This window comes from Citrobacter braakii (assembly GCF_009648935.1).
Classification (GTDB): Bacteria; Pseudomonadota; Gammaproteobacteria; order Enterobacterales; family Enterobacteriaceae; genus Citrobacter; species Citrobacter braakii.
Window position 1 is genome coordinate 3,362,340 of the sequence record NZ_CP045771.1, and the last position, 13,622, is coordinate 3,375,961.

Annotated in this window: 11 protein-coding genes; 7 read left to right on the forward strand and 4 right to left on the reverse strand. The window is 54.2% G+C overall.

What is annotated here, in order from left to right; all coding sequences use genetic code 11:
* The first annotated feature begins 326 nt into the window (after nucleotides 1-326).
* From ydcS to patD, 5 genes are read left to right on the forward strand one after another with little or no spacing between them, the layout of a single operon-like run.
* Nucleotides 327-1,472, forward strand: a complete 1,146-nt coding sequence (gene ydcS / locus GFC06_RS15700; protein ID WP_016153154.1) for a putative ABC transporter substrate-binding protein YdcS — start codon at nucleotides 327-329, stop codon at nucleotides 1,470-1,472.
* A gap of 16 nt (nucleotides 1,473-1,488) precedes the next feature.
* Nucleotides 1,489-2,505: an ABC transporter ATP-binding protein gene (locus GFC06_RS15705; protein WP_153690354.1), complete on the forward strand. Its 1,017-nt coding sequence runs from the start codon at nucleotides 1,489-1,491 to the stop codon at nucleotides 2,503-2,505.
* Nucleotides 2,506-3,450: an ABC transporter permease gene (locus tag GFC06_RS15710; protein WP_016153152.1), complete on the forward strand. Its 945-nt coding sequence runs from the start codon at nucleotides 2,506-2,508 to the stop codon at nucleotides 3,448-3,450.
* Nucleotides 3,440-4,246 carry an ABC transporter permease gene (locus GFC06_RS15715; RefSeq protein ID WP_003020204.1) on the forward strand — a complete coding sequence of 269 codons (807 nt, stop codon included), beginning with the start codon at nucleotides 3,440-3,442 and terminating at the stop codon, nucleotides 4,244-4,246. Before GFC06_RS15710 ends, GFC06_RS15715 begins: the two co-directional genes overlap by 11 nt.
* 21 nt (nucleotides 4,247-4,267) lie before the next feature.
* The gene (gene patD, locus GFC06_RS15720; protein WP_016156580.1) at nucleotides 4,268-5,695 is read left to right on the forward strand and encodes an aminobutyraldehyde dehydrogenase; all 1,428 of its coding nucleotides are present in this window, start codon (nucleotides 4,268-4,270) and stop codon (nucleotides 5,693-5,695) included.
* 177 nt (nucleotides 5,696-5,872) lie between these two features.
* Here the strand turns inward: patD and GFC06_RS15725 are convergent, their stop codons facing one another.
* Entirely contained in the window at nucleotides 5,873-7,000 is a 1,128-nt protein-coding gene (locus tag GFC06_RS15725) for a multidrug effflux MFS transporter (protein ID WP_153690355.1), read from the reverse strand.
* Between the two features lie 101 nt (nucleotides 7,001-7,101).
* On the opposite strand from GFC06_RS15725, the gene GFC06_RS15730 reads away from it, so the two are divergent.
* Nucleotides 7,102-7,881, forward strand: a complete 780-nt coding sequence (locus GFC06_RS15730; RefSeq protein ID WP_049282399.1) for an AraC family transcriptional regulator — start codon at nucleotides 7,102-7,104, stop codon at nucleotides 7,879-7,881.
* A gap of 119 nt (nucleotides 7,882-8,000) precedes the next feature.
* Here the strand turns inward: GFC06_RS15730 and yncL are convergent, their stop codons facing one another.
* Nucleotides 8,001-8,096 carry a stress response membrane protein YncL gene (gene yncL / locus GFC06_RS15735; RefSeq protein ID WP_071524268.1) on the reverse strand — a complete coding sequence of 32 codons (96 nt, stop codon included), beginning with the start codon at nucleotides 8,094-8,096 and terminating at the stop codon, nucleotides 8,001-8,003.
* 192 nt (nucleotides 8,097-8,288) lie between these two features.
* Between yncL and GFC06_RS15740 the strand changes: the two genes are divergently transcribed.
* Complete coding sequence (locus tag GFC06_RS15740) at nucleotides 8,289-8,462, forward strand: GhoT/OrtT family toxin (RefSeq protein WP_016153148.1); 174 nt, start codon at nucleotides 8,289-8,291, stop codon at nucleotides 8,460-8,462.
* 19 nt (nucleotides 8,463-8,481) lie between these two features.
* On the opposite strand, the gene GFC06_RS15745 is transcribed toward GFC06_RS15740, so the two are convergent.
* Both GFC06_RS15745 and GFC06_RS15750 read right to left on the reverse strand, forming a co-directional pair.
* Entirely contained in the window at nucleotides 8,482-10,641 is a 2,160-nt protein-coding gene (locus GFC06_RS15745) for a virulence factor SrfC family protein (RefSeq protein ID WP_153690356.1), read from the reverse strand.
* Entirely contained in the window at nucleotides 10,638-13,619 is a 2,982-nt protein-coding gene (locus GFC06_RS15750) for a virulence factor SrfB (protein ID WP_046275606.1), read from the reverse strand. Before GFC06_RS15750 ends, GFC06_RS15745 begins: the two co-directional genes overlap by 4 nt.
* Nucleotides 13,620-13,622 lie beyond the last annotated feature (3 nt).

The following is a 13,622-nucleotide window of genomic DNA, read 5'->3' on the forward strand; positions in this document are numbered from 1 at the left end:
GTAACGCGCTATTCAATATAAAAGAATAGCGCGTTCTTATTTTCGAAATAGAGAATACCTAACCCCGATGTTATTTATATCGGGTGCTACCATACAAAAAATCAATAGTTCTTACTATTGCCGCCGTTGCACCTAACTCCTTGTCTATACTCCAGAAGATTAAAGCTCCCGATCAGCATCAGTAGCGTAATGAGCGTTAGCTCACAACCTGATTAAATTTCCTTGCGCCAGCAGGAACGCTTACAACACCCCGACTATTTTTAGGAAAGGACATATATTTACGGCAAGGCTGCCGCTCAATATTTTTTAGACAGGAGTAAGACGTTATGAGCAAGCAGTTTGCCCTCAGTAGCCTGTGCGCACTCAGTATGACGCTGATGACTGCACAGGCAGCCGAACCCCCGACATCCTTAGATAAACCGGAAGGCCGTCTGGATATTATTGCCTGGCCGGGCTACATCGAACGTGGACAGACCGATAAACAATATGATTGGGTCTCGCAGTTTGAAAAAGAGACCGGCTGCGCGGTCAATGTTAAAACAGCGGCCACTTCTGATGAAATGGTCAGCCTGATGGCAAAAGGCGGCTACGACCTGGTCACCGCTTCCGGTGATGCCTCTTTGCGTCTGATTATGGGAAAACGCGTTCAGCCGATTAATACCGCGCTGATCCCTAACTGGAAAAGCATCGATCCGCGCGTGGTAAAAGGCGAGTGGTTTAACGTTGGCGGAAAAGTTTACGGCACACCGTACCAGTGGGGACCAAACCTGCTGATGTACAACACCAAAATCTTCCCAACGCCGCCGGATAGCTGGAACGTGGTATTTGTTGAGCAAAAACTTGGGGACGGAAAAAGCAATAAAGGGCGCGTTCAAGCCTACGATGGCCCGATCTATATTGCCGATGCTGCATTATTCGTTAAGGCGACTCAGCCGCAACTGGGCATTACCGATCCCTATCAGCTCACCGAACAACAGTATCAGGCGGTGATCAAAGTCCTGAGCGATCAACACGCGCTGATCCATCGCTATTGGCACGATACCACCGTGCAAATGAGCGACTTCAAAAACGAAGGTGTGGTGGCGTCCAGCGCCTGGCCTTATCAGGCGAACGCCCTGAAAGGAGAAGGCCAGCCTATTGCCACGGTCTTCCCAAAAGAAGGGGTTACCGGATGGGCTGATACCACCATGCTGCACAGCGAAGCCAAACACCCGGTGTGCGCTTACAAATGGATGAACTGGTCATTAACCCCGAAAGTTCAGGGCGACGTCGCAGCCTGGTTTGGTTCTCTGCCAGTCGTGCCTGAAGGTTGTAAAGCCAGCCCGCTGCTGGGTGAAAAGGGCTGTGAAACCAACGGCTATAGCTACTTTGACAAAATTGCCTTCTGGAAAACGCCGATCGCAGAAGGTGGCAAATTCGTTCCTTACAGTCGCTGGACGCAGGATTACATCGCCATTATGGGCGGTCGTTAATTCCGCTGGGGGTTTTATGACGTACGCAGTGGAGTTTCATAACGTCTCGCGTCTGTACGGGGATGTTCGTGCAGTTGATGGGGTGAGTATTGCGATTAACGACGGTGAGTTTTTCTCTATGCTGGGGCCATCCGGCTCCGGCAAGACCACTTGTCTGCGCCTTATTGCAGGGTTTGAGCAACTGTCAGGCGGCGCAATCACCATTTTTGGTAAGCAGGCCAGCGAATTGCCGCCCTGGGAACGGGACGTCAATACGGTATTTCAGGATTATGCGCTATTCCCGCATATGTCGATTCTCGACAATGTCGCCTACGGGCTGATGGTCAAAGGTATTGATAAAAAACAGCGTAACGCAAAAGCACGTGAAGCGCTGGATAAGGTTGCGCTCGGTTTTGTTTATGAACGCAAACCATCGCAACTTTCCGGTGGTCAGCGGCAACGCGTGGCGATTGCCCGCGCGCTGGTCAATGAACCGCGCGTCCTGCTGTTGGATGAACCGCTCGGGGCATTGGATCTTAAGCTGCGTGAGCAGATGCAGCTGGAACTGAAAAAGTTACAGCAATCCCTGGGTATCACCTTCATTTTTGTCACCCACGATCAGGGTGAAGCCCTGTCGATGTCCGATCGTGTGGCGGTGTTTAATAATGGCCGCATCGAACAGGTGGATTCTCCGCGTGAACTGTACATGCGTCCGCGCACACCGTTTGTGGCAAGTTTCGTCGGGACGTCAAATGTTTTTGATGAAACGATGTCAGCGAACGTTTGCGGGCTACAGGGTATGTTTTCCCTGCGTCCGGAACACATTCGCTTGAATGATACCAGTGGCGAAGTCCAGGCGCGGGGGGTTATCCAGGCGGTGCAGTACCAGGGCGCGGCGACACGTTTTGAGCTGAAACTTGTTGGCGGTGAAAAATTGCTGGTTAGCCAGGCGAACCTGACGGGAGAAATGCTGCCGACAACGCTGTCGCCGGGTCAACAGGTGATGGCATCGTGGTCACGCGACGTGATGGTACCGCTGGTTGAGGAGAGGTGAATGGCTATGAATGTCTTACATTCGCCTCCACAGTCGACAAGTCTGAACCGGATCTCAGGGTTCTTCTGGCGTAATCCGGGACTGGGGCTTTTTTTGCTGCTCCTCGGACCGCTGATGTGGTTTGGGATCGTCTACTTCGGCTCATTACTGACGCTGTTGTGGCAAGGTTTTTATACCTTCGATGATTTCACCATGTCGGTCACGCCCGACCTGACGCTGGCGAATTTGCAGGCGCTGTTTAATCCCGCCAACTACGACATCATTTTGCGTACCCTGACGATGGCGGTGGCGGTCACCATTGCCAGCGCGATTCTGGCGTTTCCGATGGCGTGGTATATGGCGCGATATACCAGTGGCAAAATGAAAGCCTTTTTTTACATTGCAGTGATGTTGCCGATGTGGGCCAGCTACATTGTTAAAGCCTACGCATGGACGTTACTGTTGGCTAAAGACGGGGTGGCGCAGTGGTTTTTAACCCATCTGGGGCTGGAGCCGCTGCTGCTTTCGTTCCTGACGCTGCCTGCGGTAGGCGGGAATACGTTGTCGACTTCAGGGTTAGGGCGTTTTCTGGTGTTCGTCTACATCTGGCTGCCGTTTATGATCCTGCCGGTACAGGCCGCGCTGGAGAGACTTCCGCCTTCGCTCTTACAGGCCTCCGCTGATTTGGGCGCTCGTCCGCATCAGACTTTCCGCTATGTGGTCCTGCCACTGGCGATACCCGGTATCGCGGCAGGGTCGATCTTTACCTTCTCTCTGACGTTGGGCGATTTTATCGTGCCGCAACTGGTGGGACCGCCAGGCTATTTCATCGGCAATATGGTGTATTCGCAACAAGGGGCGATCGGCAACATGCCGATGGCGGCGGCATTTACTCTGGTGCCGATTGTGTTAATCGCACTGTATCTGGCGTTCGTGAAGCGTCTGGGAGCTTTCGATGCACTCTGAACGCGCGCCCTGGTTACTCAAACTGGCGGCATGGGGCGGGGTTATTTTCCTGCACTTTCCCATCCTCATCATCGCCACCTATGCTTTTAATACTGAGGAGGCTGCTTTTAGTTTTCCACCACAGGGGTTAACGCTGAAGTGGTTTAGCGTTGCGGCGCAACGTAGCGATATTCTGGAGTCGGTGACGTTGTCACTTAAAATTGCTGCATTGTCGACGGCCATTGCTCTCGTTCTGGGGACGCTGGCCGCTGCCGCACTGTGGCGCAGGGACTTTTTTGGTAAAAGCGCAATATCGCTGTTGCTGCTGTTGCCGATCGCGCTGCCGGGGATTATTACCGGTCTGGCGCTACTGACGGCGTTTAAAACTATCAACCTGGAACCCGGTTTTCTCACCATCGTGGTCGGCCATGCGACGTTTTGCGTGGTGGTGGTATTTAACAACGTCGTGGCGCGTTTTCGCCGTACCTCATGGAGTCTGGTTGAAGCGTCTATGGATCTTGGCGCCAACGGCTGGCAAACCTTTCGTTATGTCGTGCTGCCAAACCTGGCATCGGCACTGCTGGCGGGAGGGATGCTGGCGTTTGCTTTGTCGTTTGATGAAATCATCGTGACAACGTTCACCGCCGGACATGAAAGAACACTTCCTTTGTGGCTGCTCAATCAACTGGGTCGACCACGAGATGTGCCTGTCACCAACGTTGTGGCATTGCTGGTAATGCTGGTGACAACACTGCCAATTTTAGGGGCCTGGTGGCTAACGCGTGAAGGCGACACTCTCGCCGGAAACGGTAAATAAACGACGATATGGGAAATTGCTATGCAACATCAATTACTGATTAATGGCGAGCTGGTCAACGGTGAAGGTGAAAAGCAGCCAGTCTATAACCCTGCCACTGGAGAACGCATTCTGGAGATTGCCGAGGCGTCAGCCGGGCAGGTTGATGCGGCGGTACGTGCAGCAGACAGTGCATTTGCCACCTGGGGACAAACCACACCGAAAGTCCGTTCCGAACTGCTGCTGAAACTGGCGGATGCTATCGCCGATAACGCGCAAACCTTCGCTGAACTGGAATCGCTTAACTGTGGTAAGCCGCTGCACTGTGTCCTTAACGATGAAATTCCGGCAATCGTCGACGTTTTCCGCTTCTTCGCCGGGGCAGCTCGTACTCTACAAGGGCAGGCGGCCGGAGAGTATCTGGAAGGGCATACGTCGATGATTCGTCGGGATCCGCTGGGCGTGGTGGCCTCTATCGCGCCGTGGAACTACCCGCTGATGATGGCGGCGTGGAAGCTGGCACCGGCGCTGGCGGCGGGTAACTGTGTGGTGATTAAACCGTCAGAAATTACCCCGCTAACGGCACTTAAACTGGCTGAATTTGCCAAAGATATTTATCCGCCTGGTGTTATCAACGTGTTGTTTGGCCGTGGCAAAACGGTGGGTGATCCGCTGACCGGTCATGAAAAAGTCCGGATGGTTTCCCTGACCGGCTCCATTGCGACCGGTGAACACATTATCCAGCACACCGCGCCTTCGATTAAGCGCACACATATGGAGCTGGGCGGCAAAGCCCCGGTCATCATTTTTGATGATGCCGATCTGGATGCTGTGGTGAGCGGCGTGCGAACCTTTGGGTATTACAACGCCGGACAAGACTGTACTGCCGCTTGTCGAATCTATGCCCAGAAAGGCATTTATGACGCGTTGGTTGAGAAACTCGGTGCCGCGGTTGCCAGTCTGAAAATCGGTGCACCGAATGACGAATCGACGGAGCTGGGGCCGGTAAGCTCGCAGGCGCACCTCGATCGCGTGACTAAAGCGGTCGATGAAGCCAAAGCACTGGGGCATATCAAAGTCATCACCGGTGGTAAAAAAGTGGACGGCGCAGGCTACTATTTTGCTCCGACGCTGCTGGCCGGGGCGAAGCAGGAAGATGCTATCGTGCAGCGGGAAGTTTTCGGTCCGGTGGTCAGCGTCACCGTATTTGAGGATGAAGATCAGGTGCTGGCGTGGGCTAACGATTCGAAATACGGCCTGGCATCCTCCGTCTGGACTCGGGATGTGGGGCGCGCGCATCGATTTAGCGCTCGCCTGCAGTATGGTTGCACCTGGGTCAATACCCACTTCACGCTGGTCAGCGAGATGCCGCACGGCGGACAAAAACAGTCTGGTTATGGCAAGGATATGTCGGTTTACGGGCTGGAAGATTACACGATTGTTCGCCATGTCATGATCAAGCATGAGTAATATCTGAAGCGCGAGCAATAAATGCGACACGGATAGCTAAATACTGGCAAACGTGTGTCTATATTATTCGCGCCACTGGCCTCGTCGCCATCGGACGGCGGTAAGTTGGAAATATCCGCGAGGTCAGGCTAATTGATACAACAAAGCCCCGGCTTATTAATGTCAGGGCTTTGTGGGTTATCCGCGGCGCAAGCTGCAAATCCAGGCAAGTAGCGCACAGATGCTCAGAACCAGCCCCAGTTGTTGCACCATGCCTGCCACCCCCAGCATCATTCCCAGCAACAGGTAATAGCTTAATCCGAATAATGCACCGGCGGCCCCGGCCTGTTCACGATAGTGGCGTAGGGCCTGACTCAGCACATTAGGGATCGCGATGCCATAGGCAATCACCGCGCCGAAAACCGGTATCAGAATCCACGCGGAGTGCTGTAACCACCACGCGGCGAGGCCTGACAATGCTGCCAGCGCACAGGCATAACGTACCCTCTGTTCCGACGTCAGGTCCGTCGTCAATAATCTCCGGTTCAGCAGGCTGCCCGACAGCGAAGCAAACGCAAGTAATCCCCCCGTCCAGCCAAAGGCTCTGGAACTCCATCCCAATTGCCCGAAAAGAAACGGAGCCAGGCTGTAATAGCTAAAGAGCATGGTATTCAGCAGCGCAACCAGCATGGTATTTTTCCACAGCTCACGGTCACGCATCATGCGGGAGAGCAGTGCAGAAAGGCTGGGGCTGAGCGTATTTTCGGGCCGGGTTTCTGGCAGCATGGTCGCAGTCAGTACTAGCAGTAGTAGCGCCAGCAGCACAAGGGCAATAAATACACCGGTATGACCATACAGGCTAACCAACCAACCTCCGCTTAGCAGGCCGAAAACGGGACTCAATGCCAGCGCAGCGCCCATCACGGAAAAGACGCGGGATAGCGCAGTTGATTCATAAGTGTCCCGTAACATGGTCTGTACCACCACTGACCCGGCAGCCGCGCCGATGGCTGAGATCATCCGCGCCAGCAGCAAAACGCTGAAGTCAGTGGCAACCACGGCCAGGGCACAACCTGACCCGTAGCAGATAAGTCCTGCCAGCATCGCCCAACGTCGACCGATGCAGTCGCTCAGCCAACCCCACATCGCCACGCCGACGGCGAAGGCAATAAAATAAACGGAGAGTGTTTGCGCCGCGCGCTCACTGCTTACGTGATAAGACGTGGCAATCCCTGGCAATGCCGGGCTATAAATGGTTTCCACCAGTTGCGGAAACATAATCAGCAAAGTAAGAAGCCACAGCGGCGGGCGGCGAAGAGTGTTCATAGCAATATCCAGAGAGACAGAAAACTGGCGGGCATTATTGCTGAAAGGGAGGTGTCGTATTACCATTATCAAGACTTTAAATATCAAATATCGGACAGATAATGGAAATTGCCCCGGATGATGATTTCGATGCGGATAGCTTTGATAAACCGGTAATCGGGATTGCCTCCGAGATGGGCGTACACGATTCCGGCCGGCATAGCCATCTTCGTCATCAGCTACTTTTTTCGGCAGCGGGAAGCATTACGATTGAGCTGGAGCATGCCCTGTGTCTGCTACCGCCACGGCGCGCGGTCTGGATCCCGGCTGGTACGGTACATCGCGCCATAATGCGTGGGGTGATGGCTTATCGTTCGTTGTATTTTTCAACTACATTGCCGTTGTCTAAGTTACCGCTGCAGATAGTCGACGTTAATCCTCTCTTTTTTGAAGTAATAGAACGTATGGCTTTCTGGCCATGGGAAATGCCTGCCGAGCAGCAGGCCAGTCTTATCACCGTTTTCTGTGAGGAAATGCGGGCCGCCCACACTGAAAACTGGACGTTGCAGTTTCCCTCAGATCCACGGCTGAACGTGTGGCTTGAAGGAGTACGTATGGGCGAATTGCCACCACGACTAAATCAATTATCCCAACGGGTTGGGGCATGCGAGAGGACGATCAGTCGAATATTTACCAGGGATACCGGGATGAATTATCAGAGCTGGCGGCAGCAATTTAGACTATTAAAAGCCATGGAGATGCTGGCTGACGGGGGGCAGATCAGCCAGGTGGCGCAATATCTGGAATTTGTCAGTGACAGTGCTTTTATCGCTTTTTTCCATCAGCATACCGGCACAACACCGAGCCGTTATGCGGGCAATATAATGCCGCAGAAGGATTAGGGGTATTACATACTAAGGATAATTTACCGGGTGGCAGGAGAGTGGGAAAATCGTGTACTAATGGCAGAGAGAAGAGCCTCTCTGCCAGCAGACGCTGCAATTAATCAAGAAGAACGACATCAAGCAAACCAGCCAAACCTTGCGGAAATCAGACTGAAAAGTCCTACAGCAGCAAATATATTTATCAGCACCACAGTTTTACTGGAAACATTCATTTGTGCCACCTTTCGTTTTAACCCTTATGGGTATAGTACGGGTTATAACTATCCGCAATAGTACGGATTCTGAACATAATGAAAACGGCTTGTTTTACCGGCGTTTCTCTTAAAAAAATTAATAAAACTTGATGTGGGTCATGAAAAAGAGCATATTGCGCGCGATTTTACCTTTCGGCCCGGATGCCTGACATGTCTCTGTACCAAAAAATGTTGGTTTTTTATGCGGTGATGGCCGCTATCACGGCAATCATCACCTGGTTTCTTTCCCGCGATAAAAAGCGGATTCGTTTTCTCAGCGCAGTATTAGTCGGGGCGACCTGGCCGATGAGTTTTCCCGTCGCGTTAATGTTTTCTCTCTTCTGATGACGGCGTAAACGCCGTTTCAGGAGGAAAGCAGGGCATCTAATCGTTTTTTGTCGGCTGCGCAAACATCCTGCGGATGCTGATATCCCACGTTTTCATTGGCGCGGGTATACAAAGCGACCAGCCAGTCGTAAACGTAACGGCTTGCGCCATGCGAAGGTTGTTCATCCAGTTTCGTCAACCGTAACATCGGCTGTTGCGCCGGGGCACTAAAAATAGCCGATCCTTTTTGGATCCTGCTGGCCGGACGCTGTTCCTCTGCCACGCTGGCAAATCCAAGCCAGGTAATAAAATCCCCAATATCGGCGTGAAGCTGCGCGGCGCAGACGTTTTCTCGCTGCATAATGCGCTGTAAGCGTTGCGGCATCTCCAGCCGATAGCTGGTGGTAACGAGGATATCGGCAACCTGCCTTAGCGTACGCGGCTCGAGACGTAATCGGCGCGCATTATTTTCATCGCGACACCACTGGCGCACGTGGTTAACCCACATTTTGTGCGCCTGATACCCGGCCTCTTTGCTTTCCGGCGAGTGCGGTGTGTCACGCACCTCGGCAAACAGGTCAATCTCTTCATTAAATAATCCGCTCACCTGTTCTTCGCGCGGCTGCTGAACACGCAGCAGCGACTCAAAGAGGCGCATCGGCGGAAGCAAACCGTCCAGGAGTTCGCCATGCTTTGCCGCCTGGGCCTGGAGCTGGCGGATCACCGACTCATTGCTACCCGACTCGATTTCAACGGGATTAATCCAGCCGATCAGGGTTTCGCGTACACGCTGCTGGTGCTGCTCACGCAGGGAGGTCAATCTCGCCTGGCGTTGCTGGGGCGAGGTTGCCTGAGTCAGCCATTCGACGAGGCGTTGTAAGCTGTGTTTATCCAGCGCCTGCAGCGTGCCCCAGTGCAGTCCGGGTTTGCCCATTAATTGCTGCACAGATTCATCAAGATTTTGCTGAGTGCTAAACCGCGCATCCTGCGGAGTAATGGCCCAGACCACTCCCGGCAATGCGGCGTCATGTACGGGCTGAGTGTCGTTAACCCAGCCCAGCAGCTTGCGGGTGATGGCGGGCGTCTGGGAGCGGGTAGATACCGCATTACAGATTAAAAGTACATCCGGTTGCAGATGCTGGCGATAATGTTCCAGCATCCAGCCTAATTTGGCCTGCCACAATGGATGGGGATGAACGTCCGGGGCGAGGGGAATATCCAGAAGATCGACATTCTCCAGTACCGCATCTTCAACCGTCAGGACCAGCTCGCGCGTGAGCAGCGCCAGCGAAGCCTGAGAAAGGCTGACCGCATTGAGCAACTGATCATTTTCTATTGGATGAACCACCACATCGCTTTGCGCCTCATTCCCGTTCAATGCTACCTGAGTCAGGAAACTCTCGGCAGGTAAACCAAAATGGTCAACCAGCAGGCTCAGCGGAGCCGCGAGTTCTTGCGCGCTCCCGGTTTGTTGCAGCGTATGCGCCAGCGCCAACCACTGTTGCGTCAACTCTGGTTGTTCTCCCCACAGTAACGCCCAGGCGTTTGCCCGGGTAGTCAGATCCAGAGCGGGTAGCAGCGTGGCAAACTGATGCCATAGCGCGTCGTCAAATTGCTGTTGTCTGGCCGGTACGCAGGCGCGCCAGAAACGACCAATTGCCGCGACATCATGCGCGGTAATGCCCAGCACCGGATGACGCTGGCGCAACGTTTGCCATTTTTCCAGGCGCGCCTCAATAATCGATTTCTCGACCTGGCGGTTGTCCGCAAGCGCACAGAACTGGGTAATAAATAGCTGTACCAGTTCGGCTTCACTGAGTAGCCGCAGGCGCAACGGCCATTCACCATCGAGCGGATTTTCATCACGCGTAAAGCGGATCGCCATATTGGTTGGCGCATGACCAGGATTAATATGTGAAAAGTAATGAAAGCTGCGATCCGGGGTAACGATATTCACTTTGCCATTGGCGTTGCTGCACAATGCTGTGAGCAGGTGCGCTTTTGCCGATTGCGAATGTCCGTAAAGCCCAACGCATCCTCGCGATGAAAAGGTCGTCTTCAACGCAGATTCATTAACGGCGGCCAGGGTGAGCTGCGCCAACAGGGCATCCGCTTCATCATCAAGACGCGCCGCACGCTGACGGGTATCAGTTACCCACTCGATGGCGGCCTGCGCGGTGTTTAACATCTTACTCATTTCAGGTACACGCTCCCGCTATCAATCCAGTAATGGCTCCCGCTATGGCGTCGGTCTGCCAGCGTATTCAGTTTTAACGTTAAGGCATTGGCGGCAACGGGAGTGCCATCCTGTAACCACGCATCGCTCAGTACGAAAAATTCCGGGCCGCTTTCTTTGCTACCACCGCGTAGCTGCAGCCGTACATTCAACACGCCATCTCCGGCGATGGTTTTTGCCAGTTCGGCAGAATTTATGCTGAGCGTATACAGCGGTGTGGCAGGCCAACGGCTGTTGGCCAGTTGGCGGAAACCTAACGTAACGTTGCCGCGCAATGGGAAGTGCAGGCGGGCATCCAGCTTCGCGCCGGGCTTATCCAGATCGATATCGTGATACCAGATGTTCTCATCGCGCAGCGTATTGACCGTATTATCCAACACGCCGAGATAACGTACGGTCGAGTAAGCGCCGATATCGGCAGCTTTAAAGTTGAAACGCGGCAAGCGTAGATCCAGCGCCAGGCTACACAACATGGCACCAACTGCTGCGGTGGATTTGGGGTTACCAATCCGCCCTTGTTGGCTGAACGGATACCACTCATGTACGCGGTAGTTATCCATCCAGATCATACGATTAACCGGAACGGGCTGCAGATGGCGGATCAACGCTTGTACGCCCGGTAAACAGGCGGGTCTGCCGGTCACTAATAAAATATCGCAGCGATAGTGTGAAATGGCCTCACAGACCGCGTGCAGTGGGGAGGTCAGGGTAAACTGGCCCGCCAGTAACGCTTCTTGTAACTGCCTGAACTGCACCTGTAACGGCACGCTCAACACATCAAACGCTGGCGATCCCGCAGGTAACGCATGATCGATAGCCTGCTGGATGTAATTCAGCACGTTGCGCGTTGGTTGCTGGCTCAGGAGTTCGCCAAAGGTGGCATGCAGACCCGCTACCGGATCGTTAATATCACTTTGTTCCCAGGCAGAAAGTACCGCATGACCGAGCGGCATAAAGAGTTGTAACGCCGTTTGTTGACGCAAAATCGCCTGGGTGTCGATGCGCCCTGAATCGCCAAATAGCGTAGCCAGCAATGCGGCGGCGTCGGTCACGCCAGCCTGTTGCAGGCGGGTTTGCAGCGCAGGCAACACGCAACGCTGAATCACGTCCAGCAGCATGTCATCGCCCGCAACCTTAAAGCCTTCACGGAACAGCAGGTGCGGGGTAATTTTGACGTTTGTACCCACGCCGTCATCAAGCTGGTAATGGACGACGGCCATATCCGTTGTCCCGCCGCCAATGTCGATCGATGCCACGCGCAGCGCACGACCTTTAGTCTCACCAGGCTCCGGCAGACGGTCCGGGCGGGCAAGGGCGTTAAAGAACGATTCGGTGTGACCATCGTAGTGAGAGATAGCTTCGTTATACAGCCACACCAGTTGCCCGCAGCTGGCCTCATCCCATTCCATCTGGATCTCAGGTACGGGAACCACGCTCTTTTCCTGCTGTTTACGGGTGGTGAAGTCTTCATCCTGCGGGTGCCAGCCCATTGCTTTCCAGACCAACGCAATAGCTTCAAACATGCGCAGGCGGAAAATCTCACGCTCCTGTTTGGGCATCGCCGACGGCAGGGTCAGGATCAGCGTACGCAACTGACGAGGAGATGCCGGGAATCCGAGGCGCAAACGCGTCGCCACGCTGTTAATTTGCCCCAGCGCCTGGGCCAGTATTTCGCACAACATATGCGTCATCAGCGTACTGCGGCTGTATTGCGGTGAGAATACCGGCAGACGATCATCCTGCGGCAGGCTGAACAGCGGTTGCCCGTCATCGTTCATCAGGTTCATTAGCGGGAAGGCGGTAGCCAGTGGTTCGCGCTGGGTTTTGCCATTCATCTGGCTAAAGCGCCAGTCATGCAACACCGGCGTTTCGTCCCACAGATAACGGCGCGGGCTGGAGATCCCACTGCTGCCTTCAGTGCCCATGCGCTGCATCGCCAGCTTTCGGGCTTCATCGCCAACGCGGACAATCGACGGCCAGATAAAGGCATCATCACGACCGCTCTCCACGGAAAAGTGCTGCTTACCAAAACGCGCTTCGGAAAACTCCAGTCGGCTGGTGAACAACGGATCGTTGAGAAACTGTGGCTCGCTTAACGAACGCACCTGCAATTCGGCTGTCTGGCGCAGTCCGTCATTGGCATCCCCGTGATCTTCAATCAGGACGCCACAGGTATGGGTGTTACCGATATCCAGGATAAGATCAACGGGAATGGCGGGCGTGCTGAGGGTATGCGTGACCAGTTTCACTTCCGGGACGGAAAGCTGCTCGCCTAACAGGGTCAGCACATTCAGCCAGTGCGCCTGATATTCAAAGTTACGCAGCGCCTGCTGGATCTCTTGTTCTGAGCGGTTCTCATGCTGTGTGACATGATGCATAAAGGATTCGCGCAACCAGCCGTCAATCCAGGTCTGGTCGAGGAAATCGGCAATTTCGTTGTCATGCCAGGCCAGCGCAAATCGCGTACCGTTCAGCAGGTCATTTTCGTTGGGGGTTAACGCCGCAGGGGCATTTTCAGTGAGCTGGCTGTCCAGCGCTACGGTGACGCGGTGGGTGTTGCCCGCGCTGTCAGGTTGCGCCAGCTTTCGTACCTGTACGCGCGCCCAGTTATCCGGGCCTTCAACGAACGTACGCGGCGGGTTGAAGCGCAGAAACGGCAGCGGCAGCCAGACACCGTCGAGCACGTCCAGCGAATAATGCAGCTTCTGGGTGCTTTCCGGCTTCACCACTTCGGGCTGACCGCCGGTGCTGCCAGGTAAGGTATAACGTCCGGTTGTCAGATCGAAATCCAGCCGCAGCAGGGGACCATTTGCCGTTTTGCGCACAAAGCGGCCATGATGCGCAGATTCCTGCGGCGTCAGGCCAAAATCCAGAAATTGCACACCGCTATTGGCGATGAGCGTCACGCTCTGTTTGTAGTCACACAGATTCACCAACATAAA

Coding starts and splice junctions, on each gene's coding strand:
- ydcS (WP_016153154.1), top strand. CDS start 327: ATGAGCAAGCAGTTTGCCCTCAGTAGCCTGTGCGCACTCAGTATGACG.
- GFC06_RS15705 (WP_153690354.1), top strand. CDS start 1,489: ATGACGTACGCAGTGGAGTTTCATAACGTCTCGCGTCTGTACGGGGAT.
- GFC06_RS15710 (WP_016153152.1), top strand. CDS start 2,506: ATGGCTATGAATGTCTTACATTCGCCTCCACAGTCGACAAGTCTGAAC.
- GFC06_RS15715 (WP_003020204.1), top strand. CDS start 3,440: ATGCACTCTGAACGCGCGCCCTGGTTACTCAAACTGGCGGCATGGGGC.
- patD (WP_016156580.1), top strand. CDS start 4,268: ATGCAACATCAATTACTGATTAATGGCGAGCTGGTCAACGGTGAAGGT.
- GFC06_RS15725 (WP_153690355.1), bottom strand. CDS start 7,000: ATGAACACTCTTCGCCGCCCGCCGCTGTGGCTTCTTACTTTGCTGATT.
- GFC06_RS15730 (WP_049282399.1), top strand. CDS start 7,102: ATGGAAATTGCCCCGGATGATGATTTCGATGCGGATAGCTTTGATAAA.
- yncL (WP_071524268.1), bottom strand. CDS start 8,096: ATGAATGTTTCCAGTAAAACTGTGGTGCTGATAAATATATTTGCTGCT.
- GFC06_RS15740 (WP_016153148.1), top strand. CDS start 8,289: ATGTCTCTGTACCAAAAAATGTTGGTTTTTTATGCGGTGATGGCCGCT.
- GFC06_RS15745 (WP_153690356.1), bottom strand. CDS start 10,641: ATGAGTAAGATGTTAAACACCGCGCAGGCCGCCATCGAGTGGGTAACT.
- GFC06_RS15750 (WP_046275606.1), bottom strand. CDS start 13,619: ATGTTGGTGAATCTGTGTGACTACAAACAGAGCGTGACGCTCATCGCC.